Source organism: Pseudonocardia sp. MH-G8, from assembly GCF_002262885.1.
Lineage (GTDB): Bacteria > Actinomycetota > Actinomycetes > Mycobacteriales > Pseudonocardiaceae > Pseudonocardia.
The window spans coordinates 1-25,473 of record NZ_NKYF01000001.1; the positions used below are offsets into that span (position 1 = coordinate 1).

At 70.8% G+C, this 25,473-nt stretch carries 21 protein-coding genes; 12 read left to right on the plus strand and 9 right to left on the minus strand.

The window, feature by feature from the left end; translation table 11 throughout:
• Nucleotides 1-67: 67 nt before the first annotated feature.
• Both CFP66_RS00005 and CFP66_RS00010 read right to left on the minus strand, forming a co-directional pair.
• A complete protein-coding gene (locus CFP66_RS00005; RefSeq protein ID WP_094919693.1) occupies nt 68-1,432 on the minus strand; it encodes an MFS transporter in 1,365 nt (454 codons plus the stop codon).
• A gap of 227 nt (nt 1,433-1,659) precedes the next feature.
• Nucleotides 1,660-2,631 (minus strand): amidohydrolase family protein, encoded by a 972-nt coding sequence (locus tag CFP66_RS00010; protein WP_094919694.1) that lies wholly within the window; start codon nt 2,629-2,631, stop codon nt 1,660-1,662.
• A gap of 344 nt (nt 2,632-2,975) precedes the next feature.
• On the opposite strand from CFP66_RS00010, the gene folD reads away from it, so the two are divergent.
• The 7 genes from folD (at nt 2,976) to CFP66_RS00050 (ending at nt 13,154) form a co-directional block, all read left to right on the plus strand.
• A complete protein-coding gene (gene folD / locus CFP66_RS49825; protein WP_198961167.1) occupies nt 2,976-5,300 on the plus strand; it encodes a bifunctional methylenetetrahydrofolate dehydrogenase/methenyltetrahydrofolate cyclohydrolase FolD in 2,325 nt (774 codons plus the stop codon).
• An 84-nt stretch (nt 5,301-5,384) separates the two neighbouring features.
• On the plus strand, nt 5,385-6,392 hold the full coding sequence (locus tag CFP66_RS00025; protein WP_094919695.1) for an AraC family transcriptional regulator: 1,008 nt from the start codon (nt 5,385-5,387) through the stop codon (nt 6,390-6,392).
• A 119-nt stretch (nt 6,393-6,511) separates the two neighbouring features.
• On the plus strand, nt 6,512-7,882 hold the full coding sequence (locus tag CFP66_RS00030) for an aminomethyltransferase family protein (protein WP_198961168.1): 1,371 nt from the start codon (nt 6,512-6,514) through the stop codon (nt 7,880-7,882).
• A gap of 37 nt (nt 7,883-7,919) precedes the next feature.
• Nucleotides 7,920-8,786, plus strand: a complete 867-nt coding sequence (locus CFP66_RS00035) for a fumarylacetoacetate hydrolase family protein (RefSeq protein ID WP_094919696.1) — start codon at nt 7,920-7,922, stop codon at nt 8,784-8,786.
• A 9-nt stretch (nt 8,787-8,795) separates the two neighbouring features.
• Nucleotides 8,796-9,719: a VOC family protein gene (locus CFP66_RS00040; protein ID WP_094919697.1), complete on the plus strand. Its 924-nt coding sequence runs from the start codon at nt 8,796-8,798 to the stop codon at nt 9,717-9,719.
• The gene (locus tag CFP66_RS00045) at nt 9,706-11,709 is read left to right on the plus strand and encodes an acetoacetate--CoA ligase (RefSeq protein WP_094919698.1); all 2,004 of its coding nucleotides are present in this window, start codon (nt 9,706-9,708) and stop codon (nt 11,707-11,709) included. Before CFP66_RS00040 ends, CFP66_RS00045 begins: the two co-directional genes overlap by 14 nt.
• A 269-nt stretch (nt 11,710-11,978) precedes the next feature.
• Nucleotides 11,979-13,154, plus strand: a complete 1,176-nt coding sequence (locus tag CFP66_RS00050; protein WP_094919699.1) for a macrolide family glycosyltransferase — start codon at nt 11,979-11,981, stop codon at nt 13,152-13,154.
• 946 nt (nt 13,155-14,100) lie between these two features.
• On the opposite strand, the gene CFP66_RS00055 is transcribed toward CFP66_RS00050, so the two are convergent.
• From CFP66_RS00055 to CFP66_RS00065, 3 genes are read right to left on the minus strand one after another with little or no spacing between them, the layout of a single operon-like run.
• Nucleotides 14,101-15,090, minus strand: coding sequence for an ABC transporter substrate-binding protein (locus tag CFP66_RS00055; protein WP_094919700.1), 990 nt, complete (start codon nt 15,088-15,090; stop codon nt 14,101-14,103).
• Nucleotides 15,091-15,101: 11 nt separating this feature from the next.
• Nucleotides 15,102-16,082: an ABC transporter permease gene (locus tag CFP66_RS00060; protein ID WP_094921277.1), complete on the minus strand. Its 981-nt coding sequence runs from the start codon at nt 16,080-16,082 to the stop codon at nt 15,102-15,104.
• Nucleotides 16,083-16,114: 32 nt separating this feature from the next.
• Nucleotides 16,115-16,798: an ATP-binding cassette domain-containing protein gene (locus CFP66_RS00065; protein WP_369804969.1), complete on the minus strand. Its 684-nt coding sequence runs from the start codon at nt 16,796-16,798 to the stop codon at nt 16,115-16,117.
• 502 nt (nt 16,799-17,300) lie between these two features.
• Between CFP66_RS00065 and CFP66_RS00070 the strand changes: the two genes are divergently transcribed.
• The gene (locus CFP66_RS00070) at nt 17,301-17,657 is read left to right on the plus strand and encodes a putative quinol monooxygenase (RefSeq protein WP_143517063.1); all 357 of its coding nucleotides are present in this window, start codon (nt 17,301-17,303) and stop codon (nt 17,655-17,657) included.
• A gap of 252 nt (nt 17,658-17,909) precedes the next feature.
• Here the strand turns inward: CFP66_RS00070 and CFP66_RS00075 are convergent, their stop codons facing one another.
• Together CFP66_RS00075 and CFP66_RS00080 are read right to left on the minus strand one after the other, a co-directional pair.
• Nucleotides 17,910-18,920 (minus strand): TerC family protein, encoded by a 1,011-nt coding sequence (locus tag CFP66_RS00075; RefSeq protein WP_094919702.1) that lies wholly within the window; start codon nt 18,918-18,920, stop codon nt 17,910-17,912.
• 68 nt (nt 18,921-18,988) lie between these two features.
• The gene (locus CFP66_RS00080) at nt 18,989-19,813 is read right to left on the minus strand and encodes a hypothetical protein (RefSeq protein ID WP_094921280.1); all 825 of its coding nucleotides are present in this window, start codon (nt 19,811-19,813) and stop codon (nt 18,989-18,991) included.
• A 154-nt stretch (nt 19,814-19,967) separates the two neighbouring features.
• Here CFP66_RS00080 and CFP66_RS00085 point away from each other — a divergent pair, with 154 nt between their 5' ends.
• Nucleotides 19,968-20,252, plus strand: a complete 285-nt coding sequence (locus CFP66_RS00085; protein ID WP_094919703.1) for a hypothetical protein — start codon at nt 19,968-19,970, stop codon at nt 20,250-20,252.
• Nucleotides 20,242-21,498: a cupin domain-containing protein gene (locus CFP66_RS00090; protein ID WP_233159016.1), complete on the plus strand. Its 1,257-nt coding sequence runs from the start codon at nt 20,242-20,244 to the stop codon at nt 21,496-21,498. The genes CFP66_RS00085 and CFP66_RS00090 overlap by 11 nt, the downstream gene beginning before the upstream one ends.
• 40 nt (nt 21,499-21,538) lie before the next feature.
• Here CFP66_RS00090 and CFP66_RS00095 read toward each other — a convergent pair whose 3' ends face one another.
• On the minus strand, nt 21,539-22,462 hold the full coding sequence (locus CFP66_RS00095) for an AraC family transcriptional regulator (protein WP_094919704.1): 924 nt from the start codon (nt 22,460-22,462) through the stop codon (nt 21,539-21,541).
• 125 nt (nt 22,463-22,587) lie between these two features.
• Here CFP66_RS00095 and CFP66_RS00100 point away from each other — a divergent pair, with 125 nt between their 5' ends.
• Nucleotides 22,588-23,544, plus strand: coding sequence for an MBL fold metallo-hydrolase (locus CFP66_RS00100; RefSeq protein WP_369804935.1), 957 nt, complete (start codon nt 22,588-22,590; stop codon nt 23,542-23,544).
• Nucleotides 23,545-23,551: 7 nt separating this feature from the next.
• Here CFP66_RS00100 and CFP66_RS00105 read toward each other — a convergent pair whose 3' ends face one another.
• Nucleotides 23,552-24,682, minus strand: coding sequence for an App1 family protein (locus tag CFP66_RS00105; RefSeq protein ID WP_094919705.1), 1,131 nt, complete (start codon nt 24,680-24,682; stop codon nt 23,552-23,554).
• A gap of 79 nt (nt 24,683-24,761) precedes the next feature.
• Between CFP66_RS00105 and CFP66_RS00110 the strand changes: the two genes are divergently transcribed.
• Nucleotides 24,762-25,439, plus strand: coding sequence for an HAD hydrolase-like protein (locus tag CFP66_RS00110; RefSeq protein ID WP_233159017.1), 678 nt, complete (start codon nt 24,762-24,764; stop codon nt 25,437-25,439).
• Nucleotides 25,440-25,473 lie beyond the last annotated feature (34 nt).

Genomic DNA, 25,473 nt, shown 5'->3' on the forward strand with positions numbered 1-25,473 from the left:
CCGCATCCAACGACGCGACCCACCCAGCAAGATCCACCACGCGGTGATCATCACCGCCGGACGAGCCTCAGCCTCTCACGACACGCCGAAGTGCCGTTGCAGTACTAGCCTGGCCCGAGACTTTCCGGGTGAAGCGCGACCGCTGCGTGGGTGTGGAGCTTCGGAGGATCAACAGAACTGCGAGTCCTGCGACGATCAGCGGCGGTGCGAAGAGCAGGAACAGCGGGCCGGCCGTCCATCCGGCGCCGACGAGGAGTCCGACGAGGAGTGGCGAGGCGATCGCGCCGATCCGGCCTACGGCCGACGCCCACCCCACCGCGGTCGTGCGCGCTTCGGCCGGATACAGCGTCGGAGCCAGGGCGTACAGCCCAGCTCCGCTGGCGTTCATGGCCATGCCGAGGATGCAGGTGACGATCAGCAGGAGGACGACGTGGTCGGCCAGCAGCCCGATGAGTGCGGACGCGATCCCGGTGGTGATCAGCGTACCGACGGCGAGCCTGCCGCTGGATGCGCGGAGTGCGGCTCCGGCGAACAGCAGACAGGCCACGACACCGCCGACGTTCAGCAGCAATCCGGCGTTTGCTGCCAGGGCCGGATCCGACTGCCCGATCAGCCGCGGCAACCAGCTGGCCGCGAAGTAGAAGCCGGCCATGAGGAGGAACATGGCCAGCCACAACAGGAGCGTCCGCCGCAGGATCGGACGTGAGAGCACCGCTGCGACGCGCCCTACCGGTGTGGCTTCTGTCGGCGGGAAGGCGGTCATCGTCGGCAGGTTCATCTTGCGCAGCGTGCTGTTCGTGCGACGCAGTGCCGCGGGGGTGCGTTGCAGGGCCAGGTAATCGATGGACTCCGGGAGCAGAGCCAGAACCACGAGGAGCATGACCGCGGTGAGCGCGGCGCCGACCAGGAAGGTCCCACGCCAGCCGATGCCGCTGATCGCCGCCGTGGCGACCAGCCCACCGAGTACTCCGCCCAGTGGGAGCCCGGTGGCGTAGACGGCGATGACTGTTCCGCGACGACGCAGTGGTGTGAACTCGGCGACCATGACTGGCAGGCCGGCTACCAAGCCGCCGACGCCGATCCCGGTCACCAGCCGTAGCAGGCCCAACTGCAGGGCGTCGGCAGCGAGCGCGCCGAGCGCCATTCCGGTCGTGGCCAGCACCAAGCTGAGCACGGTGAGTGGACGGCGACCGACCCGATCGGCCAGGGGCGAGAGCAGCCCCGATCCCAATGCCATACCGACGAGGCCGGCGCTGAGGAGCAGGCCCACCACTGACCCGTTGAGGCCCCATTCCTTGGCGACCGGCGTGGCCGCGAACGCCATGACGAGGATGTCGAATCCGTCGATGACGCTCAGCAACAGGCAGATCGCAACAACCCGAACCTGGAAGCGGCTCACCGGCGCGGCATCGATCAGCTCGCGCGCACCCACAGCGGTGCTCATGCCCGCGCTCCCGCGCTGACGCTACGTCGTACCGCAACCAGCCATCGGTCAAGATGGTGTCGCTCCACCAGGGCATCACGAGTCGTCGTTGGCTCGATCATGTTCGGGCAGTCCTTCCGTATCCTGTTGCTCTTCAGGCCGGCGAACAACGTCGGCCGGGTGTCGGAGATCTGGGCCCGTTGTCCGGAGCGCCGGCCGAAGCCCGGGCGGGGATGTCAGCGAGTCGCGCGCAGGCCCGACAGAAGGGCGGCGGCGTTCGCGCCGACCAGGTCCCGCCACGGGCCGTGGGACTCCGCACGCCATCCGTCGTCGAGGGCGGCTACCTGAGCGGCCACCAGGCGTGTGGGCGTCCAGCAGTAGTCGCTGCCGTAGAGCAACCGCCCCGTGCCGACCTGGCTGATGAGGGCCTCCGCCTGTACGGGCAGGGGGGTGCCGGCGAGGTCGAACCAGAGTCGCGCGATCCCGTCATCGATGGCCTCGATGCCGCGCGACACCGAGGGCGCGAACGAGGCGAAGAGCCGCAGCCGGTCCACCAACAGTGGCAGCGACGCGCCGCAGTGCGGCACGATGATCTGCAACCCGGTGCGGCGGGCGACGTCGCCGCTGGTGAGCATCGCCGACAGCACGCGGGTGGTCTCAGCGAAGAACTCGACCATCGGCCGAGGGAAGCCCAGCGCGGTGGATTCCCATCCGGGCGGCGAGGTCGGGTGCACGAACACGATCGCACCTCGCCGGTCCAGCTCGTCGAGGTACGGGGTGACCCGCGGATCGCTGAGGTGGATGCCGCCGGCGTTCGTCATCACCACCGTGCCGACCGCGCCGAGCTCGTCGAGCGCGCGGGCAGCCTCGGCGATGGCCTCCTCGGCGGCCGGGAGCGGGACCGAAGCGAAGAACCGGAACCGATCGGGGTGGTCCTCGACCACGCCGGCCGCGAAGTCGTTCACACGACGGCACAGCGCTACCGACGACTCCACGTCGCCGAACCAGACGCCCGGCGAGGAGATCGAGAGGACCGACTGTTCGATACCGTGCGCATCCATCAGCCGCAGGTGCTCCTCCGGGCTCCAGGACGGCCACGAGGCCATCCCGTCCGGATGGCGGTATCCGCCGGCTACAGCCGCCTCCACGTACCACGGGGTCACGAAGTGCGCGTGCACGTCGACCAGCGGTCCTGCGGTGCTTTCCATCGTCATCTCCTCCGACCGCCCGGCCGGGGCGGCCGCTCAGGGCTGTTTCGCCGCGGCTGCCTCGGGATCAGGTCACCTGCCGCACCGCCATGGTCTCCGACCTCGACGACGCTTCAACTCGCGTACGCCTTTCGGCTGCAGCCGGTTCGCGACCTGGCCACCGGCTCGGCACTGCTGTGGGCCGTCCAGGGGCAAGGTGCGAAGCGGCAATGGTCGATATCCGCACCGCCGTTGACCGCCACTGCTGGGTCGCCAGGATGGAGCAGTGGGGCGTGAGCGCACTGTCTTGCAGCGCCCAGCAGCCCCGACTCGGGCTCTACCGTACCTAGGAAGGCATCAGAGGCATGGCCGCGGACTCCCAGGCACGATCCCTTCAGGAACTCATCGGCGCCCAGTCCGACATCGTCGACTACTTCTACAATGACAGCCCTGGCCTGAACATCCGGACCCGCACCGACCGGATTCCGATTCCGGCGGAGTTCTCGAACTGGCGGGAGGAGCAGCGCGCCTGGCGCGAATCGGCCGTCCTGTTCGACCAGACCCACCACATGCCCGAGCTCTTCGTGACCGGCCCCGATGCGAGGGCGATGCTCAACTGGATCGGGGTCAACAGCTTCGCCAACCTCGGTCCCGGAGTGGCGAAACAGTTCATCGGCTGCACCCCGCAGGGTTACGTGATCGGCGACTGCATTCTGTACGCGCACGGCGAAGAAAGCTACGAGCTGGTCAGCGGAATGCCGCTGCTGAACTGGGTGGAGTACCACGCCGGCACGGGCGACTGGGACGTCAACATCGTGCGCGACAACAACTCTGCGGAGAACCAGACCGGTCGGCGCATCCGATTCCGGTATCAGCTCGACGGTCCGTTCGCCTCGAAGATCTTCGAGAAGGCGGTCGGAGCGCCCTTGCCGGACCCCGGCGCGTCCCGCACGTTCACCACCACCATCGCGGGCGTCGATGTCCTCGTTCTCCGACACGGCATGGCAGGGCGCCACAAGGCCTACGAGATCAGCGGCGAGTACGACGGCGAGGCCGCCGTACTCGATGCTCTCCTGCACGCCGGCGAGGAGTTCGGCATGCGCCGCGGCGGCACGAAGGCCTACTTCAGCACCAACTACGAGTCGGGTTGGATCGCCGGCCCCCTGCCTGCCATCTACACCGCCCAGGACCTGCGGAGCTACCGAGAGTGGCTCCCGGCCGAAGGCTGGGAGGGGACCTGGCAGCTCGCCGGCAGCTTCCGCCCCGACCGCATCGAGGACTACTACACCACGCCCTACGACCTGGGCTGCGGCAAGCTCGTGAAGTTCGACCACGACTTCATCGGTAAGGAGGCACTGGCGCAGTTCGCACAGGAACAACAGCGGCGCCGCGTCACGCTGATGTGGCACAAGGAGGACGTCCTGGCCGTGGTCGGCACGCTCCTCGACGAGGGGACACCGGGCAAGTTCCTCGACTTCCCCATCGCCGACTACGGCTTGCTGGTCCAGCGCGACAGCGTGTTCGCCAACGGCCGGGCCGTGGGCCTCTCGACCTTCTGCGGATACTCGGCGAACGAGCGGCGGTTCCTGTCCCTCGCGATGCTCGACGCCGCGCAGGCCGAACCGGGCACCGAGGTCGTCGTGTTGTGGGGCGAGGCGGGTGGTGGTTCGCGCAAGCCACGGGTGGAGCGGCACCGGCAGATGGAGGTGCGCGCGACCGTTGCCCCTGCGCCGTTCGCCTACTCCCGCAGTCCACCGGCAGCGCGGTCTCGGCGGGGCGATGACGTGGTCGCACGAGTCATCGACGGCAAGGCCATCGCGGGGCAGATCCGCGGGGAACTGACCGCGCGCGTACGGCGGCTGCAGGGGCGTTCGGGCGTAGTGCCCGGACTCGCAGTACTGCTGGCGGGCGACGATCCTGCGTCGCACGTCTACGTCCGCAACAAGCAGCGGGCATGCGCGAAGGTGGGGATCTCCTCGATCCGGTACGACCTGGCGGCCAGTGTCACCACGGCCGAGTTGGTGAACTTGATCCACACGCTCAACGGGCGTGATGACATCCACGGCATCCTCGCTCAGCTCCCGTTGCCTCCGCAGGTGGAGGTGCGGCAGGTGCTGGAGAGCATCGCGGTACCCAAGGACGTCGACGGCTTCCATCTCTACAACGTCGGCGCCCTGGTGGTCGGCGACCCCGTATTCCCACCATGCACGCCGTACGGCGTGCTGGAGCTGCTCGCCCACGAAGGCATCGAGGTCGCGGGACAGAACGTGGTCGTCGTCGGCGCCAGCAACGTCGTCGGCAAGCCGCTCGGCCTGATGCTGATGCACGGCGACGCCACCGTCTCGATCTGCCACGCCAAGACCAGGGACCTCGCGCAGTTCACCCGTCTGGCGGACATCCTCGTCGTCGCCGCGGGCGTGCCCGGCCTCGTCACGGCGGACATGGTGCAGGACGGAGCGGTCGTCATCGACGTCGGCATCAACCGAGTCCCCGGCAGCGCTCGGATCGTCGGCGACGTCGACTTCGAAGGGGTTCGGCAGAAGGCGTCGTACATCACCCCCGTGCCGGGCGGCGTCGGCCCCATGACGGTCACCATGCTCCTGAAGAACACCGTCACCTCCGCGGAGCGGAGCGGTTCCTGGCCGTCCGGGGCGCAGAGTGCCCCACAGGGAATGCCTCGTCCGGCCTGATTCCGGCTAGGATCGACCTCGCGGCCCGCCGTCAACACGTTGCGGGAACGCTGCTTCCCATCGCACCGCTGCGCTGGAGTTCCGATGACGACAACGGGCAGATCCGAGAGCGATCCACTCGCCGACTTCGAGTTGTTCCACACGAGGGACCCTCTGGAGGCCCAAGAGTCGGCCACGCGCGTCACAGCTCCGCACCGGCTCCGGGTGCGCGGCCGAGCAGCGGACTTCTCGGCCGACTTCCGCGCGGTCGAGATCGGGTCGGTGACGGTCGGGGTCATCCGCTACGGGGCAGACATCACGATCGTTCGTCCTGGATGCGATTCCTTCGTCGCGGTCCTGATGCCGCTCGTCGGCAGACTGACGATCGAACAGCATGGGCGGGAGTATGTCGCCACACCGGATCGCTCGATGGTCGTGCTGTCACCCGGCCATGGTGGGACGTATATGCGCTGGACGCCGGGGACCGCGGTGCTGGCCCTGAAGGCGGACTCGGACGAGCTGGCGAGGGCGCTGCGCTGGATCGCTCCGTTGGCTGACAGCAGCCCCTTCAGAGCGACGTCCGCGCTCGTGACCGGTGCTGCGCTGCGTCCCGTCCTGGGAACGGCGCAACAGTTCGCCGAGGTATTCGCGCGGTGCGGCCCGGACCAGCACATACCGCCGCCTCTGGGTAAACACCTGCGCGAGCAGGCGCTGGCCACCATGTGGCTCTCGGTACCCAACAACCACACCGACATCATCTACAGTGCCCCGCCCGCGAAGAAGGCATCCCACGTGCATCGAGTGACCGATCTCCTCGCTACCGAGTCCGGCGCCGAGTACACGGTCATCGATCTCGCCCGCGCGGCCAATGTCGGCGTACGTGCCCTGGAACTGGCGTTCCGCAGGGAACTCGACGAGACCCCACTGCACTACCTGCAGCGGACCCGCCTGGAACGCGCCTACGACGATCTCCGCACCGGTGATCCATCCGAGTGCACGGTCACCGAGATCGCCCAGCGGTGGGGTTTCGCCCACCTCGGACGATTCGCGGCACGCTACCGTGCGCAGTTCGGCGAGCTGCCCTCCGAGACGCTCAACAGCCTGCGTCGGTGACGAGTTCGGAAAGTGCACGTGCCACCGACGCAATGCGGATAGTGGCCCGCTCGGTCTCTTCGTACCGTACCTAGGGCCCAGGACACGGCCGTCCGCCGGCACGAAGGAGGCACCACCACGTGACCCCGCAGAGTCTCGAACAGTCGATCCAGAATGCCGGCGGCAACGCTGCGACGATGCTCCGTCAACTACCCGGTGGCCCGTACCGCTTCCCGATTCCTCAGGAGGAGTACACGAACTGGCGCGACGAGCAGGAGTCGTGGCGCCGGACTGCCGTGCTGTTCGACCAGTCGTTCCACATGAGCGACGTGTACTTCACAGGGCCGGATGTCAAGCGGCTCTTCTCCGACACCGGTGTGAACTCCTTCGCCAACTTCGGCAAGGACAAGGCCAAGCAGTTCGTCGCCGTCAACCCGCAGGGCAAGGTGATCGCTGACGCGATCCTCTTCGCCTTCGCCGACGACGAGTACTCTCTCGTCGGGGGCCCGGCAGCGGCGAACTGGGTCCAGTACCAGAGTGAGATCGGTGACTACGACGTCACTGTCACGCGCGACGAGGCCAGCATGTGGAACCCGGGCGAGCGACTCCTCTTCCGGCTGCAGCTGCAGGGCCCACGAGCTCTGGATATCGCCGCAGCAGCCGCGGGCACGGCCCTCCCGAAGATCAAGTTTTTCAACATCGGCGAATTCGACATCGCCGGCACCACGGTCCGCGCTCTCAACCACACCATGATCGGCACCCCCGGCCATGAGATGACCGGTCTCGAGATGACCGGCCCCTGGCGTGATCACGACAAGGTCTACGACGCCCTTGTCGAGGCCGGCGAGCAGTTCGGCATGCGGATCGGCGGCGCACGCTCCTACCCGACGACGTCGAACGAATCGGGCTGGATCGCGTTGCCCCTTCCCGCGGTCTACACCGGCACCGACATGAAGGCCTACCGCGAGTGGCTCCCGGCGCTGGGGTTCGAAGGACAAGCCTCCCTCGGCGGCAGCTTCCACTCCGACGATGTCGAGGACTACTACGTCACCCCCTACGACCTCGGATACGGCAAGACCGTCAAGTTCGACCACGACTTCATCGGGCGCGAAGCCCTGGAGCAGGTCGCCCAGGGCCCACAGCGCCGCAAAGTGTGGCTGGAGTGGAACGATGACGATGTCGCACGGGTCGTGGCCAGTAGCCTTTTCGGCGGAGTCGAACGGGCGAAGTTCCTGAGCGTGCCGTCAGCCTGGTTCTCCATCATCCACTACGACAAGGTGCTGTCCGGTGACGACACCGTCGGGTTCGGAATGGATCCCGTCTACACCGTCAATCACAAGCATTTCGTGTCCCTGGGCGTGATCGACGAATCCAAGGCCATCGACGGGTCCGAGCTCACCCTGGTCTGGGGCGACGAAGCATCGATCGGCCACAAACTCCAGGTCGAAGCGCACAAGGAGACCACCGTCCGCGTCAGGGTTCGCACCACCCAGCCTGGTGTGACCCGGTGACGGGAGTCCGTGGTCGCCTGGGGATGGACTCCGACGCATGAGGTTCGCGAACTACGCGGGTCGAGCTGCGCTCACCGACGGGACTCGGGTCGTCCACGTCGCCGAGGCGAGCGGCGGGAAATACGATGCCGATCCGGCCGCGATCTTCGAGGTCTGGGACGAGTTCGCCGCCTGGGCGCGCACGGTGAACCTCACCGCCGAGGGCGCGAAGATCGACCGGGCACAGCTCGGCTCGCCCTCGCCCACTCCGCGGCAGGTCTTCGCCATCGGGCTGAACTACCGCGACCACGCGACGGAGAGCGGGCTCGAACCACCGGCCGAGCCACCCGTGTTCACGAAGTTCCCGACCTCGGTCTGCGGCCCCTACACCGATATCGAACTGCCGACGACCACCGTCGATTACGAGGCCGAGCTCGTCGTGGTCATCGGTCGGCGGGGGCACCGGGTGAGCGAGGCGGACGCGTGGGCGCACGTGGCAGGTCTGGCGATCGGCCAGGACATCTCCGAGCGCACCCGGCAGCTCGTCGGACCAGCACCGCAGTTCAGTCTCGGCAAATCCTTCCCCGGCTTCGGGCCGGTCGGTCCGTGGCTCGTGACCGCCGACGACCTCGCGGACCCCGACGACCTCGGGATCGGATGCTCGATCAACGACGAGGTGATGCAGCACGGCCGTACCCGGAACATGATCTTTTCTGTGTCGGGCATCATCGCCCGGCTGTCGGACGTCACGCCCCTGCTCCCCGGCGACGTCATCTTCACGGGGACCCCCGCCGGCGTCGGTGGCGCCCGCAAGCCGCCGGTCTTCCTCAAGCCCGGTGACGTTCTCAGTACGTGGGTCGACGGCATCGGCACGATCACCTCGACCTGCCGCACCGGCACGTCCTATCCGACGCAGCCTGCGTAAGGAGCGAAGATGGCACTACATCGATTGGGATCGGTGACGATCGGGGTTCCTCACGTCGCCGAGACGGCTGCGTACTACGTCGACTTCGGGCTGAGCCCGACCAACGACGGCGGGTACGCCACGACGGAGGGCGGGACGCAACTTCGGCTCGTCCACGCCGCACGTCGCCAGGTCGTCGAGATCACCGTGGGCGCCACGGACGAGGACGACATCCAGCGCATCGCGCGGCAGATCGAGAGCCTCGGCCTCATCGCGACGGTCACCCCGGGACGGGTCGAGGCGGTCGAGCCGATCGCCGGCTTCCGGGCCGTCGTCGAGGTGCTGCCCAAGCTGGAGCAGCCCGCTGTGCCGCCGACCCCGTACAACGGACCGGGACGGGCCGACCGTCCGGACACGCGGGCTCCGGGACTGCACCGCGACGGGGCCGTGCGTCCGCGCAAGCTGGGCCACGTGGTCATCGGATCCACCGACCAGGCCGCGACGCAGCGCTTCTTCACCGACGGGCTCGGCTTCAAGATCAGTGACGTCGTGCCCTCCATCGCGTCGTTCATGCGCTGCTCGACCGACCACCACAACGTGCTCGTCCAGCAGGCGCCGTTGAACTTCCTGCACCACACGTCCTGGCAGGTCGACGACGTCGACGAGATCGGTCGCGGCGCCATGGCGATGCTGGAGAAGGATCCGGCTCGGCACGTATGGGGGCTCGGTCGCCACTACGTCGGCTCGAACTTCTTCTGGTACCTCAAGGATCCGGCGGGGAACTTCTCCGAGTACTACTCCGACATCGACTGCATCGTCGACGACGCGCTCTGGGAGCCGGGCGTGTTCGAGGGGCCGAAGAGCCTCTACAGCTGGGGCCCGCCGCCTCCGCCCTCGTTCGTCATGCCGGAGGACCTCGCCGCCCACATGACGGGTGCCCATGACAGCCGGTGATCCGATCTGGACGCCTTCGGCGGAGTTCGCAGATGGATCCCGGCTCGCCGACTACCAGCGTCACCTGGAGCGCACCGGGCTCCAGTTCGAGGATTACCGCGCGTTGTGGCGGTGGTCGACGACCGAACTCAGCGAGTTCTGGGAGTCGATCACCGACTTCTTCGATCTCGACGTCACGCCCCCGGAGTCCGTTCTCGACGAGAGCCGGGGCATGCCGCACGTGAGGTGGTTCGCCGGCTCGACGACGAACTTCGCGGCCACCGCGCTCGCCGAGGGGAGGGAGGGGACCGCAGTCTCCTCCCTCACCGAGGACGGCGTCCGTTCCGACATGTCGTGGGAGGAACTGCGACTCGCGGTCGGGGCGGTGTCGCACTGGTTGCGCGAACAGGGTGTGGGGGTCGGCGACCGCGTGGTCGCCTACGTGCCCAACGTGCCCGAGGCCGTGGTGTGCCTGCTCGCCACTGCCTCGGTGGGCGCGGTCTGGGCGTCCTGCGCCCAGGAGTACGCCGTCGCCGGCGCGCTGGACCGGTTCGGCCCGCTGGAACCCCGGGTGCTCATCGTGGCGGACGGGTACCGGTACGGCGGCCGCCGGCACGACCGCCGGACGCAGAGCGCGGAGTTGGCTCAGTGCCTGGGCACGCTGCAGCAGGTGCTGTGGCTCGACAACCTCGGACTCGAGCCCGCCGGCGCGGGTGCCCGCTACGCCGACGTCGTCGCCGTCGGGCGTGCGCCGGAGTTCACGCGTGTGCCGTTCGAGCACCCGCTCTGGGTGCTGTTCTCCTCCGGCACCACCGGACGGCCCAAGGGGATCGTGCAGAGCCACGGCGGGATCCTCCTGGAGCACACCAAGTTCCTCGCGTTCCACGCGGACCTGCGTCCAGGTGCGGTGTTCCTCTGGCTCGCGACACCGAGCTGGATGGTGTGGAACCTGCAGGTCTCCGGGCTGCTGGTCGGCGCGACCATCGCCACGTTCGACGGCAGCCCGGTCTGGCCGGACGCCTCGGCGCTGTGGGGACTCGCCGAGGCGCTCGACCTCGACTTCCTGGGGGCGAGCGCGGCAGGTCTGACGGCCGCGCGCCGCGCCGGGGCGCGGCCGCTCGACGTGGCACCGGGCTTGCGGTTGCGGGCGATCGGCAGCACCGGATCGCCACTGCCGCCGGACACCGCCCGGTGGGTCCAGAGCGAGCTGCCGTCGGTCTGGCTGGCCTCCGCGAGCGGAGGAACCGACATATGCTCGGCGTTCGCCGGTGGCATTCCGACGGAGCCGGTCCACGCGGATCGGATCCAGGGCCCGACACTGGGTGTCGCGCTCGAGGCCTGGGACGACGAGGGCCGGCCGGTGGTCGGACGGACCGGAGAGATGGTGGTCGTCCGCCCGTTGCCCTCGATGCCGATCGGGTTGTGGGGCGACGAGGATTCCAGCAGGTACACCGCGGCGTACTTCGACCGCTACCCGGGTGTCTGGCGGCACGGTGACTGGATCACCGTCACCGAGGACGGCGGCGTCGTCGTGCACGGTCGTTCGGACGCCGTCATGAACCGGCAGGGCGTGCGGATCGGCAGCAGCGAGATCTACGCGGTACTGGATCGGCTCGATACTGTGGCCGACTCCCTGGTTGTGGGAGTCGAACTGACTGACGGTGACTACTGGATGCCCTTGTTCGTCGTCCCTGCCGATCAGCCGGACAAGCATGTGGCCGAGTCGTTCGCCGTCGCGGTGAAGGCCGCGATCCGCGCCGAGGCGAGCCCTCGCCACGTGCCCGACGAGGTCATCCTGGTGGAGGCCCTCCCGCACACGCGGACCGGCAAACGACTCGAGGTCCCTGTCAAGCGGGTCCTCCAGGGCGCGGACCCCGGGGCAGTCACCGACGCCGCATCCATTGACGATCCGTCCGCGCTCGCGGCATTCGTCCGGTGGCGTCCAGCTGGGCGAGGGCTCTCGGCAGGACGCCGGTCGGCTACGGAGGACGGCTTGTCGAGGGCAAGGTGAAGCGGTGCCCCCCGGACCGTCGCCGTGGGGGATCGCCTCGGTCCTCGGAGGGCGGTGTCCCGCCGGACGGAGAACTGGCCGGCACCGATCAACGGCTCCGCCGCTCGGCGGTGACGGGACAGGTGGGGAATTCCGATGCGCCCGGGCGAGCCGGCCTGGCATGATCGCCGTCGTGGTTCTCGAACTCCTGTACGCCTGACCCGGCGCATCCCACCGCCGCCACAGTGGCGCGCGGGTTTCCGTGCTGCCCGTTCCAACCAGGAGTTCCGATGAGCCACATCCTCATGTCCACCTCTGCCGCGCACGGCCACGTGCACCCCAACCTGCCGGTGATGGCCGAGCTGGTCGCCCGCGGCCACCGCGTCACGTATCCCGTCCCGGACCGGTTCGCCGTCGCCGCCGCCGCCACCGGCGCGACCCCGCTGCCGATCCGTACCGACCTTCCCGACCCGGCGAAGGGCGAGCAGTGGCCCGAGGGCGGGGTCGAGGCGATGCGATTGTTCTCCGACGAGGCCCGCTCGGCGTACGCGCAGATCACCGCCGCGCTGGCCGGCGACCTGCCCGACATCGTGTGCTACGACGGCAGCGGCTGGGCCGGGCACGCGCTGTCCCGGGTGCACGGGCTGCCGCGGGTGGAGCTGGCCCCGCACATGGTCGCCTGGGACACCTTCGAGGAGGACTTCGCCGAGGCCTACGCGTTCTACGGGACTCCGGAAGGGCTGGCCTGGCAGTCCGAGATGGACGCCTGGCTGGACGAGGTCGGCGTCGGGCTCGGGAACCGGGAGTTCCTCGGCCCGCCGGACCGGTCGGTGGTCCTGATCCCCGAGGCGATGCAGCCGAACATCGACCGCGTCGACCGGGCCCGCTACACGTTCGTCGGGCCGGTGATCGGCGACCGCTCCCACCAGGGATCGTTCGCCGACCTCGAGGCGAGGTCGGACCGCCCGCTGCTGCTGGTCTCGCTCGGCTCGGCCTACAACGACCGGCCGGGGTTCTGGCGGGACTGCATCACCGCCATGCACGGCACCGGCTGGACGACCGTGCTGGCCGTCGGCCCGCACGTCGACGTCACCGCGCTCGGCGACATCCCCGACGACGTCATCGTCCGGGAGTGGGTGCCGCAGCTCGCGGTGCTCGCGCACGCATCGGCGTTCGTCACGCACGCCGGGATGGGCGGCTGCTCGGAGGGCCTCTGGCACGGTGTCCCGATGGTCGCCGTGCCGCAGGCGGCCGACCAGTTCGTCAACGGCCCGCAGCTCGCCGAACTCGGTGTCGGCGAGCACCTGCCGGCCGAGGAGGTCACGCCGGAGCGGCTGCGCACAGCGGTGTTGCGGGTCGCCTCGTCGACGGACGTCGCGGATAGGTGTGCCGAGCAGAAGAAGATCGCCAGGGCCGCCGGCGGCGCAACGGCGGCCGCCGACGTGATCGAGTCGCTGATCGGGTGACCGGGGCGTGCGACCACACGACCCGAGCAGCGCGCTCGACGTCGCGGCGCACGACGTCGGACACCGAGATCCCGCCACCGTGGGCAACGCGATATGGGTGATCACCTCACCAGGAGTGCGGGCACGGAGGTGCAGGTTCGCCGCGATGGATCTCGGCCGGCCGCACTGCCCGCGGATGCCGGTGACGGCGCACCCACGGCCTTCACCGGTCGATGATCGTTCCGAGATCCACGGATCCGCCCCGCCGAGGGCGCTCACCTCGATCTCGGAATGATCGATCGTTCCGAGATCGAGCTGTTGGCCCCAGACAGGGCGATCCGGTGGATCTCGGAACGATCTTGCCGGATGTCCCGATCCCGCCGATCACGACGCTGAACACGCCTCGAGCCGGCCCGATGATCATCGCGAGGCGGTGGATCGGGACCACCGCAAGGCGGGCACGCACCCAGCAGCGAGGGGCTCGTCCCGAACAGGCCTGGGCCCGCGCCGGGGACGGCCGCCCACCCAGCCCCGATGATCGGCAGTTCTGCCAACCCGGCCACCCGTCAACGAGCAAGGAACAGGGGAACCTCGCCGACTGCGCCGAGGACCAGGGCGGGGTGTGAGGCAGTAGCCGCGAGCCGGGGACGGCGCGCCCACAGGAGATTTGATGACGACGTAGACGTGAGCGGGTTGGATCTTTCCTGGACCCCGCTCACGTCTATCTGATCATGAAGAGGGCGGTCATGATCAGTGAAAGTGGTGCCACAGCGACGAATCTGACGCCCTCACACCATTCCTGGCGATCATGACGGCGAGCCGGCGCGCGAGACGTACGTGAGTGCGGTCGCGAAGGCCCTGACGTGCGACTCACCCGATCGAAGCCGGCGAACGCACGTGATCAGTCACCGGGATGCACCGCTGCTGCAATGTACGAGTCCGTCACGGCTCCCCACGCCCGCGATCGTCAGCACTCCGTGCGGTAGAAGTACTGCGAGTTCGCGTCCATGTCGGCCTGGGTGATGGCGACCAGATCGGTCTGGATCTCGCGCTCGACGGGCCTGCCCTCGATCGCGGCCACCACCTGCTGCACGCCCTGGCGGCCGATCGTCGCCGGATCCTGTGCGATCAGCGCGGACACCTCGCCCGTGCGCAGGTCATCGACCTGGTTGGGGCTGGCGTCGAAGCCGACCAGACGGACCTGCTCGGTCTTGCCGGCGTTGCGCAGCCCGGTGGCCGCGCCCTCACCCGAGTTGAGGTTGGTGGCGAAGACGGCGGCGAGGTCCGGGTGCGCCGCCAGCGTCGCCGACACCTTCTGGGCCGCCACCGCGGGCTCGTTCTCGGTGTACTCCTGGCCCAGGTAGGTGATCCCGGGGTGGTTGGCGATCTCCTGCTCGAAGCCCCGGGCCCGCGCGTCGGTGGTGGAGGTCCCGGCCTTCGTGTTGAGGACGAGGACCTCGCCCTGCCCGCCCACGAGCTCCGCCACCGTCTGCGCGGCGAGCACCCCGCCCTGCTCGTTGTTCGAGGACACGGTCGAGAGCGCCACCGACTCGTCCTGCAGGCTGGTGTCGACCTCGACGACCCGGATGCCGGCGTCCTTCAGCTGCGTCATCGGGTTCGCCATCGCGACGTCGTCCGTGGGCGCGATCAGCACGCCCGCCGGCTGCGTGGACAGCACACCGGTGACGATCGGCGTCTGCAACGCGGCCTCGAACCGGTCCGGCGCCTGCGTGGTGAGCTGGTAGCCGAGCTTCGCCGCCTCCGCCTCCGCCCCGCACTGCATGGAGATGTAGAACGGCTCGGCCTTGACCCCCGGCATGAGCACCAGGTTCTTGTTGTCCGGCGGCGCGGCGGGCTCGCCACCGGATCCCTCGCCGATCGTGCCGCTGCCGCAGCCGGCGGCGAGCACCGCCAGTGCCGCGGCCGCCGCCACGCTGCCCACCCGTGTGCGCCTCATCGCGCTCCTCCTCATCGGCGGTCCCGCGACCGCCGCCGGACCTGGTCGAACCACACCGCCGCCACCAGCACCGCGCTGATCGCGACCGGCTGCCAGAACTGTTGCACGCCGACGATCACGAACCCCTTCGTGAGCACCGCCGGGATGAACACCCCGATCATCGAGCCGAACACCGAGCCCACGCCGCCGAAGAGGCTGGTGCCGCCGAGGACGACGGCGGCGATCGCGTTCAGGTTGTCGGTGGAGTGGCCGCTGATCGTGGTGGTGCCGAAGTAGGCGAGCGACATGAAGCCGGCGAGCCCTGCCAGCAACCCCACGCCGGTGTAGACGCGCACGAGGTGCCCACGCACCGGGATCCCCGCGCGGCGCGCGGCCTCCGCGCTCGAGCCGACCGCGTACGTGCGACGCCCGAACCGCGTGGTGTGCAGCAGCCACGCACCGGCCAGCGTGACGACGGCGGCGAGCGCCACCATGTGCGGCACCTGCGCCGTCTGGCCGAAGCCGAGCCCGTCGCGCAGCAGTTGCGGCACCGTCCGCACGTCGACGCCGTCGGTGATCAGTTGGGCGGCCCCGAGCGCGGCGCCGAACGACCCGAGCGTGACGATCAGCGGCGGGATCCGGGCCATGGCCACGAGCAGCCCGTTGAGCAGGCCCCACGCGCCTCCGCCGACAACCGCGCCGAGCAGCCCGGCCAGCACGACGCCCGGCCCGGCGTCGGAGGCGTCGCCACCGGGGCTCAGCGCCTCCATCAGCGTGGCGCCGATGACGCCTGCGAACACCAGCACCGACCCGACCGACAGGTCGATCCCGGCCGTGATGATCACGAAGGTCATCCCGACGGCCAGCACCAGCAGCACGGACGCCTCGATCAACAGCGTCTGCAGCGTGAACAGCGTGGGGAACGCGTCCGGGCGCAGCACGCTGAACAGCACGCACAGGGCCACCAGCACCAGCGCGATCCAGACCGTGGACGCGCCGAGCAACCGTGCCATCGTGCGGCGCCGCGGGCGCGCCTCGACCTCGGTCACCGGTCCTCCTCGGGAGTCAGGGCACCCGTCATCGCGCCGACGAGCTGCTCGAGCGTGGCGTCCGCGGCGCTGAGGCGGGCGACCCGCGTACCGAGGCGCAGCACCTCGATCCGGTCCGCGACGGCGAGCACCTCGGGCATGTTGTGGCTGATCAGCACGACGGCGACGCCGGTGTCGCGGACGCGCCGGACGACGTCGAGCACGCGTTCGCGCTGGACGACGCCGAGCGCGGCGGTCGGCTCGTCGAGGAACACCACCCGGCTGGCCCACACCACCGACCGGGCCACCGCGACGCTCTGGCGCTGCCCACCCGACAGCGACCCGATCGGCACGTCCAGGTCCTGCAGCGTGACGCCGAGCCGGGCGAACTGCTCGGCGGCCTGCCGGCGCATCCCGGCCTTGTCGAGCATGCCGAGCGCGCCGAGCAGGCCGGGCCTGCGCAGCTCGCGGCCGAGGAACAGGTTGGCGGCCGGGTCGAGGTCGGGGGCGACCGCGAGGTCCTGGTAGGCGGTCTCGATGCCGTGTGCGCGGGCGGCGGTCGGCGTGTCGAGCACGACCGGCCTGCCCTCGATGATGATCTCGCCCGAGTCCGGGCGCTCCACCCCGCTGAGGCACTTCACCAGCGTGGACTTGCCCGCTCCGTTGTCGCCGATCAGCGCGACGACCTCACCGGCCGCCAGGTCGAACGACGCCCCGCGCAGCGCCTCGACGGAGCCGTAGCTCTTGCGCAGCTCCCGGGCCTGCAGCAACGGCTGCCCGGCACTCGATCCGTCCACGCCCCTCCTCGCGCGTTGGCGGCTGGCGCCCAGCTTGGACCTCCGAACGGGATCTGTCGATCACGGGTTGCGAGAGACGTCCCCGCCCTGCCGATTCTCGAGCGCCACCCGAGCGAACGTCCGGAAGTCACGAGGCGAGGATGCGGGTGTCGACGCTGCTCGCGCGACGGGGCGCTCAGGAAGATCCACTGCGTCGCGCCCCCGAGAACACGACCCGTACACCAGAGCGCGTACGCGACGTCGGCGTACGGCTCGCCACGATCACGGCGCGGCCCGCCCACCGGAGATCCGACGACGAGCTCCGGACGAGAAGCACCTCAGCGTGGCAGCAAGGGCCGTGACGTACTGCTCCCACCGATCACACGGGCGCCGGCATCGCGAACCGACGCCGCACTAGGGTCGCACGATGAGCATCGACGGAGCGGCCCGCGATCAGCCGGGCGCCGAGGAGGAGCGCGTCGGCCGCTACGTACGAATGGCCGCCCACCCGGGCGAGGGCGCAGCGCTGGCGGACGCGCTCCTGAACGTCGCCGGCAACATGCGACAGGCACCCGGCTGCGAGATGTACGTGGTGAACCTGTCCGCCGACGAACCGGACATCGTCTGGGTCACCGAGCTGTGGTCCGACGCGCTCTCGTCGGACCGCGCGCTGGGCGGCGAGCTGGGCCAGGTCGGCCTCGAGGACGTGGTGACCCACCTCGCCGCGCCGCCGGAGCTGATCGCGGTGCGCCCGCTCGGCGGGGTGGGCCTGCCGACCGGGTGACGCGGGCACCCTGCCGGGACGCGTGATCGCCGGTTCGGTGCACGGGCGGCGGTATGTCGCCGTTCGTGCACCGAACCGCTGATCATGCGAGCTGGACGCTCGCTCGGCCGTTCCGAGTCGCACAGCAGCGGGGCGACGCCAGCAGGGACGTGCGACTCGCAAGGATCACAGCTTGGTGATCGCGCCCAACCGCGCGTCAGGGCTGTGGTGATGCGCTGGTGTGCGGCTCGGATCGATCACCGCCGCCTTCCGTCAGCCGCGCTCCTGATCCGCGGGCCTGGTCTTGTGGGCCTTCAGCGAGCCCGCGTGCGCGGTGGCCGTGGGGTCGTTGCGGGTCTTCACGAGGCTCGCGACGGTGACGATCACCAGGATGCCGATGATCACGCCGAGGCTCACGGGCGTGGAGATCTCGGGCACCGCGGTCGAGATGTCCTCGTGCGCCCAGTGCAGGATCAGCTTGACCCCGATGAACGCGAGGATGATCGCCAGCCCGGTGGAGAGGTAGACGAGCCGGTCCAGCAGGCCCTTCACCAGGAAGTACAGCGCCCGCAGGCCGAGCAGGGCGAACGCGTTGGCCACGAAGACGATGTAGGCCTCGGACGTGACGCCGAAGACCGCGGGGATCGAGTCGAGCGCGAACAGCAGGTCGATGCTGCCGATCGCGATCAGCACGATGAGCATCGGGGTGACCATGCGCCGGCCGTCGACGCGGGTGACGAGCTTGCCGTCCACGTAGTCGTCGGTGATCGGCAGGAGCCGCCGGGCGGTCCGCACGACCGGGTTGTCCTCGACGTCGGGATCCTCGTCGCGGTGCCGGAACAGCTGCACGGCGGTGTAGATCAACAGCAGCCCGAACACCAGGAACATGAACGAGAACAGCGACAGCAGCGTGGCGCCGAGCGCGATGAAGATCGCACGCATGATCAGCGCCAGGATGATGCCGAACGTCAGCACCTTGTGCTGGTGCTCCTCCGGCACGGCGAACGTCGTCATGATGATCACGAAGACGAACAGGTTGTCGACCGAGAGGCTCTTCTCGACGATGTAGCCGGCGAAGTACTGGGTGCCGAAGTCACCGCCGTAGGCCATCGCGAACCAGACGCCGAACGCGACCGCCACCAGGACGTAGAACACCGACCACGCCGTGGCTTCCTTGAAGCCGACGCGGTGCGGGCGCGCCGCCGCGAGGATCAGGTCGAGCGCAAGGAGCGCGACGATCACCCCGATCGTCATCAACCAGGTGAGCGTGCTGATCTCGAGCACTCGTTCCTCCGCATCGACCGACCTGCACCGGGGCCAAGCCCCATTACTCGCCCTTTACCCGGACGAGCTTAGCGGCGCGCGGTCGCGCTCCCACCCCGGGCGGCGAACACGTTGTCGGGGAAGCAGCCGGCCGCCAGGAGAGCGCGCACCAGCCGGGCGCCGATCTCACCCAGGCGGGCGGCGCCGTCGGCCCCCAGCACAGACCAGGGGCCGGCGGCGAGCCGGTCGGTGTCGGCCTCGATCTGCTCGCGCAGCGCCACGCCGTCCGGGGTGAGCGCGCCGTCGTCGTCCAGTAGGCCGCGCCGGGCGAGCTCTCGTTCGGCGTCGGCCCACTCCAGCGCCGAGAAGCCCCGGCTCGCCTGGGCGAACTCCCGCACGAACCCACGACCGGTGGCGGTGTAGCTCACCAGCGCCTGCACCCCCGGCAGCTCGGCGGCCAGCAACAGCGCGACGTGGCCGTCGCCGCGGTGCTCGCGCAGGACCGTCACGGCGTGCCAGAGCACGAGGTGCGGCGCGGCGGGCCACTCCAGGCCCAGGTGAGCGGCGGCGAGTGCCCTGCCGGCACCGGAGCAGGCCTCGGCGGCCCGGCGCGCGAGCCCGGCGGCCTCGGCGACCTCCGGCGAGGTCACGACGTCGTCGCCCAGCATCCGCCGCAGCGCGGCGTCCACGGAGGCGAACCGGGCGTCGAGGACAGCGGCCGGCGCCGCGAGCGACCAGGCCTGCGGGACGTGTCGGGCCACCAGCGCGGGGTTGAAGTTGTAGAACGTCGCCGCGACGGCGGGCGCGCCGACCGCCCCCATCGCGGCCGACCGGCCGGCGAAGTAGCACATCCGCCCCGGGCGCAGGCCCGCGGCGGTGAGCTGCTGCTCGGTCTCGGGGGCGAAGTAGGTCATCGCGTGCAGCGGTTCGAGCCGGCGTGCGAGCCGGCCGCTCTCGTGCGGATCCACGAGCCGGACGCTACCGGGGGAACCACGTTCCGTCCGCGCTTGGCGACCTCGAATCCGGGTAGGCCCGAGGGGCGATCGACGACGGAACGAGGAGGAGACCATGGCGCTCGACGACGACGACATGACCACGACACCGGGTGGCGGGACATCGGGTGGCGGGACCGACGGACCGGCCGACTCGGGCGCGGAGGGTGGCACCCCGGGTGTCGAGGACGGCGGGGCGGACGGCGGCGCCGAAGGACCGGCCGACGCCGGCGCAGGCGGGGGGACCCCGGGCGCGGAGGACGGCGGGGCCGACGGCGGCGCCGAAGGACCGGCCGACTCGGGCGCAGGAGGTGGCAGCCCCGGTACCGAGGACGGCGGAGCCGACAGCGGTGCCCGCTGAGGCCGGCATCGCGGAGGTGGCCGGGCGGGCCGCCCGCCCGGCCACCGCGCTCGCCCGGGTCACCGGGCCCGCCGCGGACGAGTTCGGCGAACGGCACTGGGGCCGGGCCCCGCTGCTGGTCCGGGGCTGCGACCCCGACGGCTTCCGCGACCTGCTCGACCTCGACGGCGTCGACGAACTGCTCTCCCGGCGCGGGTTGCGCACGCCGTTCCTGCGGCTCGCGCGCAACGGGGCGGTGGTGGACTCCCGCGCGTTCACCGGCCCGGGCGGGGTCGGCGCGGAGATCGCCGACCAGGTGCGCGACGACGCCGTGGCCGCGCTGTTCGCCGACGGCACCACGGTGGTGCTGCAGGCACTGCACCGCACCTGGCCCGCCGTCGCGGACCTCGCCACCGCTCTGAGCGCGGAGCTCGGGCATCCCGTTCAGGCCAACGCCTACGTGACGCCGCCGTCGTCGCGAGGGTTCTCGGCCCACTACGACGTGCACGACGTGTTCGTGCTGCAGCTCGCCGGCGCCAAGCACTGGACCGTGCACGCCCCCGTGCACGACGACCCGCTGCGCGACCAGCCGTGGAACGACCACGCGGACGAGGTCGCCGCACGCGCCCGCGACGACGAGCCGACCCTGGACACGGTGCTCGAGCCCGGCGACGCGCTCTACCTGCCCCGCGGCTGGCTGCACGCGGCCACGGCACTGGGTGGGGTGTCCGCGCACCTGACGGTCGGGGTGCACGTCGTCACCCGGTTCGCGCTGGTCGAGGCGCTCACCGCGCTCGTCGCGCAGGATCCGCGACTGCGGGCGTCGCTGCCGCTGGGCATCGACGTGGCCGACCCCGCCCAGCTCGCGCCGCACCTGGACGCCGTGCGCGGGGCCCTCGTCGACGCGCTCGGCGACGTCGACGCCGAGGACGTCGCCCGGCGGCTGCGCGGCCGGGTCTGGCGGGGCGCGCGACCCGAACCGGTCGGGCCGCTGGCGGCGGCCGCGTTCGCCGACGGGCTCGCCGTGGGCGACTCCGTGCGGCTGCGCGCCGGGCTGCGCCACCGCCTCGTGTCCCGCGGGGACCGGGTCTTGTTGGAGCTCCCCGACCGGGAGGTCGGCCTGCCGTGCGCGTGCGCGCCGCCGCTGCGGGCGCTGCTCGCGGGCGAGCCGTGCCGCGTGGGGGACCTGCCCGGCATGGACGGACCCGACCAGGTGGTGCTGGTGCGCCGCCTCCTGCGGGAAGGCGTGCTCGTGCCTGCGTCGTGACACGGGCGGGAACGTCGCGGGCGCCGGTCCGCGGGAAAGGTCAGCCGACGTCGTGGTCCGCCGGCGCACGGCGGAACCGGCCGGGCGCGATGCCGAACTCTCGGCGGAAGGCATTGGAGAACGCGAACTCCGAGGAATAGCCGACCTGCCGGGCGATCCGGGCGAGCGGGAGGTCGGTCTCGCGCAGGAGCCCGGCGCCGGTGCTGAGCCGCCACCAGGTGAGGTAGGTCAGCGGCGGTTGCCCGACGAGGGCCGTGAACCGGCGGGCGAAGGCGGTCCTGGACATCCCGACGGTGGTGGCGAGGTCCTGCACCGTCCAGGGGCGGGCAGGGTCCCGGTGCATGTGGTGCAGGGCCTTGCCCAGCAGCGGGTCCGTCAGAGCTGCGGGCCAACCGCTGTCGGCGCGTTGCGCGCTCTCCTCGGCCAGCCGTGCCCGCAGCAGGTACACCAGCAACAGGTCCAGGAGGGCGGGCAGGGCGGCCTCGGCTCCGGGCCGGGGATCGGTGAGGTCGGCGCCGAGCAGGTCGACCGCGGTGCGCAGGTCGTGATGCCGGGAGGTGGCGGCGATGTGCACGACATCGGGGAGCGAGCGCAGGAACGGGTGCGCCAGGCCCTTCTCGAGCCGGTAGGCCCCGCAGAGCAGGTGAGCGCGGACGGTGGCCGGGTCGACGCAGTGCGCCTCGGACCCGGCAGGAGGTGCAGGAGGCAGGTCGGCGATGCGCCGGTCGGGACGATCGGACAGTCCGTGCAGCGAGCCGTGCGGCAGGAAGACCACGTCCCCCGCATGCAGCAGTACCGGCCCTTCCCCAGCGGTGATCAGCCAGCACGAGCCGTCCAGCAGCACGTGGAAGCCCGCGCCCGGGTACGGGCCGTACCGGTTGCCCCAGGCTCCGGCGCGTCGGCTGCGGGTGAACTTTGCCCTGCCCACGCGCATCGTGGCGACGACGTCGCTGAACACGTCCACCCTCGGATCCTAACCGGGCGGACCACCCAGCGGGCGCCTCGCGTATGAATTCGGCGGTTCTACGCATGGGAACGACCATCCCGGTCGCTATAGCGTGATCTTTCCGAACCAGGAGGAGACCCGCTGTGAGTGGTACGGCCTGCGAGCCCGAGCGCTTCGTCGACACGATCGAAATGGGGGAAGTGACGATCACCAGAGTGGTCGAGTGGCAAGGCGCCATCGCCCCGGCCGAGGAGGTGTTCCTGGGCACGACCGCGCAGACGTGGCAGCGCAACCGGAACTGGCTCGAGCCGCACTTCTGGGACGCGCGGAGCACGTCCTTCAAGGCGTACATGCAGACCTGGGTGCTGCGCAGCGAGGGCCGCACGATCCTGGTCGACACCGGGGTGGGCAACGGGAAGGAACGCCCCTCCATGCCCCCGTGGTCACACCTCGAGACCGACTTCCTCGACCGGCTCGCGGCCGCGGGCGTGGCACCGGAAGAGGTCGACGTGGTGGTCAACACGCACGTCCACGCCGACCACGTCGGGTGGAACACCCAGCTGGTCGACGGCCGGTGGGTGCCCACGTTCCCGAACGCCCGGTACCTCATCCCCCGCGCGGACTTCGAGTACTGGAACCCGCTCAACGGACACGCCAAGCACGGCTCACTGGGCGGGATCAACGCCGCGGTGGGGAACCAGTACATGTTCGAGGACAGCCTCCTGCCGGTTCACGAACACGGCCGAGCGGTGCTCTGGGAGGATTCCCACCCCATCGACCGCAACCTCGTCCTGGAATCGGCGCCGGGACACACCCCGGGGTCCGCCGTGCTCGCCCTCGACTCGGGCGGCGAGCGCGCCCTGTTCGTCGGCGACCTGCTCCACACCCCGGTGCAGCTCCTCGAACCGGATGCCGAGGCATGCCTGAGCGAGGACGTTCCCGCTGCCATCCGTCAGCGGCGCCGCATGCTGGAGCGCGCAGCCGACACGTCCGCCCTGGTGCTGCCCGCGCACCTGCCGGGACCGGGTGCCGCCGAGGTCCGCCGCAACGGCGGTGCATTCGCCATCCAGCGGTGGGCACCGTTCAGCCCGGTCGGGTGAGCCCGCGCTAGTCGGCCCGCACCTCGGCCAGCGCCGCCGCGTCGAGCAGCCCCAGGTCCGCGGCGTGTGTGGCGATCTGCAGGCTGTCGTCGACGGCGAGCATCGGCACGCCGCCGGCCGTGATCTCGGCGGCCAACGCGTCCACCGCCGCGATCCGGCCGGGCAGGGCGTGGCGCGTGCGGCGGATGTAGACCGCGCGGATCCGCTCGGGGTGCGCGCGGGCCAGCGTCGCGTAGATCTCCGGGTCGTGCTGCCCGCTGTCGCCGACCAGCACGAGCCCCAGCTGCGGGTGTTCCTGGAGCATCCGCTCGACCAGCCCGACCTTGTGCTCCTGCGCGCCGATGCGGAACAGGCCGCTGCGCGAGGGGCCCCAGTCGGTGAGCAGCAGCGGCCCGAGCGGGAAGCGCCGGATCGCGATGAACTCCAGCAGCATCTCGTGCAGGTTCCACGGGCTCGTCGAGACGTAGAAGACCGGGCGTGCCGCGCCGTCCACCGGCCCGGTGAACGCCCGGTAGAGCGCCGCCGCCCCGGACAGCGGCGTGCGGTCCCGCACCGGTGTGAGCAGCGTGGCGCGCAGGAACTCGATGCCCCGGGTCAGCCCGGTCTCCAGGATCGTGTCGTCCACGTCGCTGACCACACCGATCTGCGTCTCCGGGTGGACCACAAGCACCTGTGCGGACGCCGCGGCCCCGTCGTCCAGCCGCATCGTGAACTCGTGCCAGCCCGGCGCCAATGCGTCACCCGACACGTCGAGGACCGCGTCGAGGTAGCCGTCCCGGTCGGCGTGCACCTGCGCGTCCACGCCGGGCCCGCTGACCTGCACCGCCGCGCCCGGCACCTCCACGGTGAGGAAGCGCGCGATGGTGGCCCGCAGCACGGCCCGCCGCGAGCGCAGCGTCGGTTCCGGCGCCTCCGGCACCCCGACGGCGGGCGCCGCCGCCTCCGGCCGACCGAGCACGACCCGACCGCCCACCCGCACGCGCCGCGTGCTGCCGTGCCCGATGAACGGCACGATCATCGGCAGGTGCCGTCCGCGGACCCGCAGCACGAGCAGCACCCCCGCCTGCAGGAGGCTCTCGACGGCCATCGCCGCTCGGACGACCAGCGTGCGCACGACCGCGCGGACAGACTCCAGCACGCGGAAGGCCTACCGCACGGCGGGCGTCGGGGCCACCGCGGGGCCCCGCCGCCAGGACGGCGACCCTAGGATGGCAGCAGTGCGCACCGTCCTGCTCGACGTCGACGGCACCCTCGTCGACTCCGCCCCCACCATCGTCGAACACCTCGCGGCCGCCATCGCCGAGGTCGGCTTCCCGGTACCCGATGCCGCGCGCCTGCGCCGCCTCGTCGGCCCACCGTTCGAGACGGCCCTGCCCGAGCTCGGCCTGACGCAGGAGCAGACGGCCGCGGTCATCGTCGCCTACCGCGAGTCCTACGACGCGGTCGCGGCCACCGTCACCCCGGTCTACCCGGGCGTTCCCGCCCTGCTGGAGCGGCTGCGCGAGGACGGCCTGCGGCTGGCCACCGCCACGTCGAAGCCCGAGGACCTGGCCCGCAAGATCGTGGCCGGGGTCGGTCTCGCGGGGCACCTCGACCTCGTCGGTGGCGCCGACCACGTAGCCGGGCGGGTGGGCAAGGCCGCCGTCGTACGGTCGGTGCTGGACCGGCTGCACCTCGACCCGGCGCGCGATCCGGTGGTGCTGGTCGGGGACCGGCACCACGACGTCGACGGCGCTGCCGCCCACGGCGTCCCCACGATCGGGGTCGGTTGGGGCTACGCCGAGCCCGGCGAGCTGGCCGGCGCCCGCCTCGTCGTGGCCGACCTCGACGAGCTGGCCGCGGCACTGCGCGGTGACGACGTCTGGTCCACGGCGCCGCCGCGGAGCGCCGCCTGACCCGCGAGGACGACGACCAGGGCCGGGCCACGAG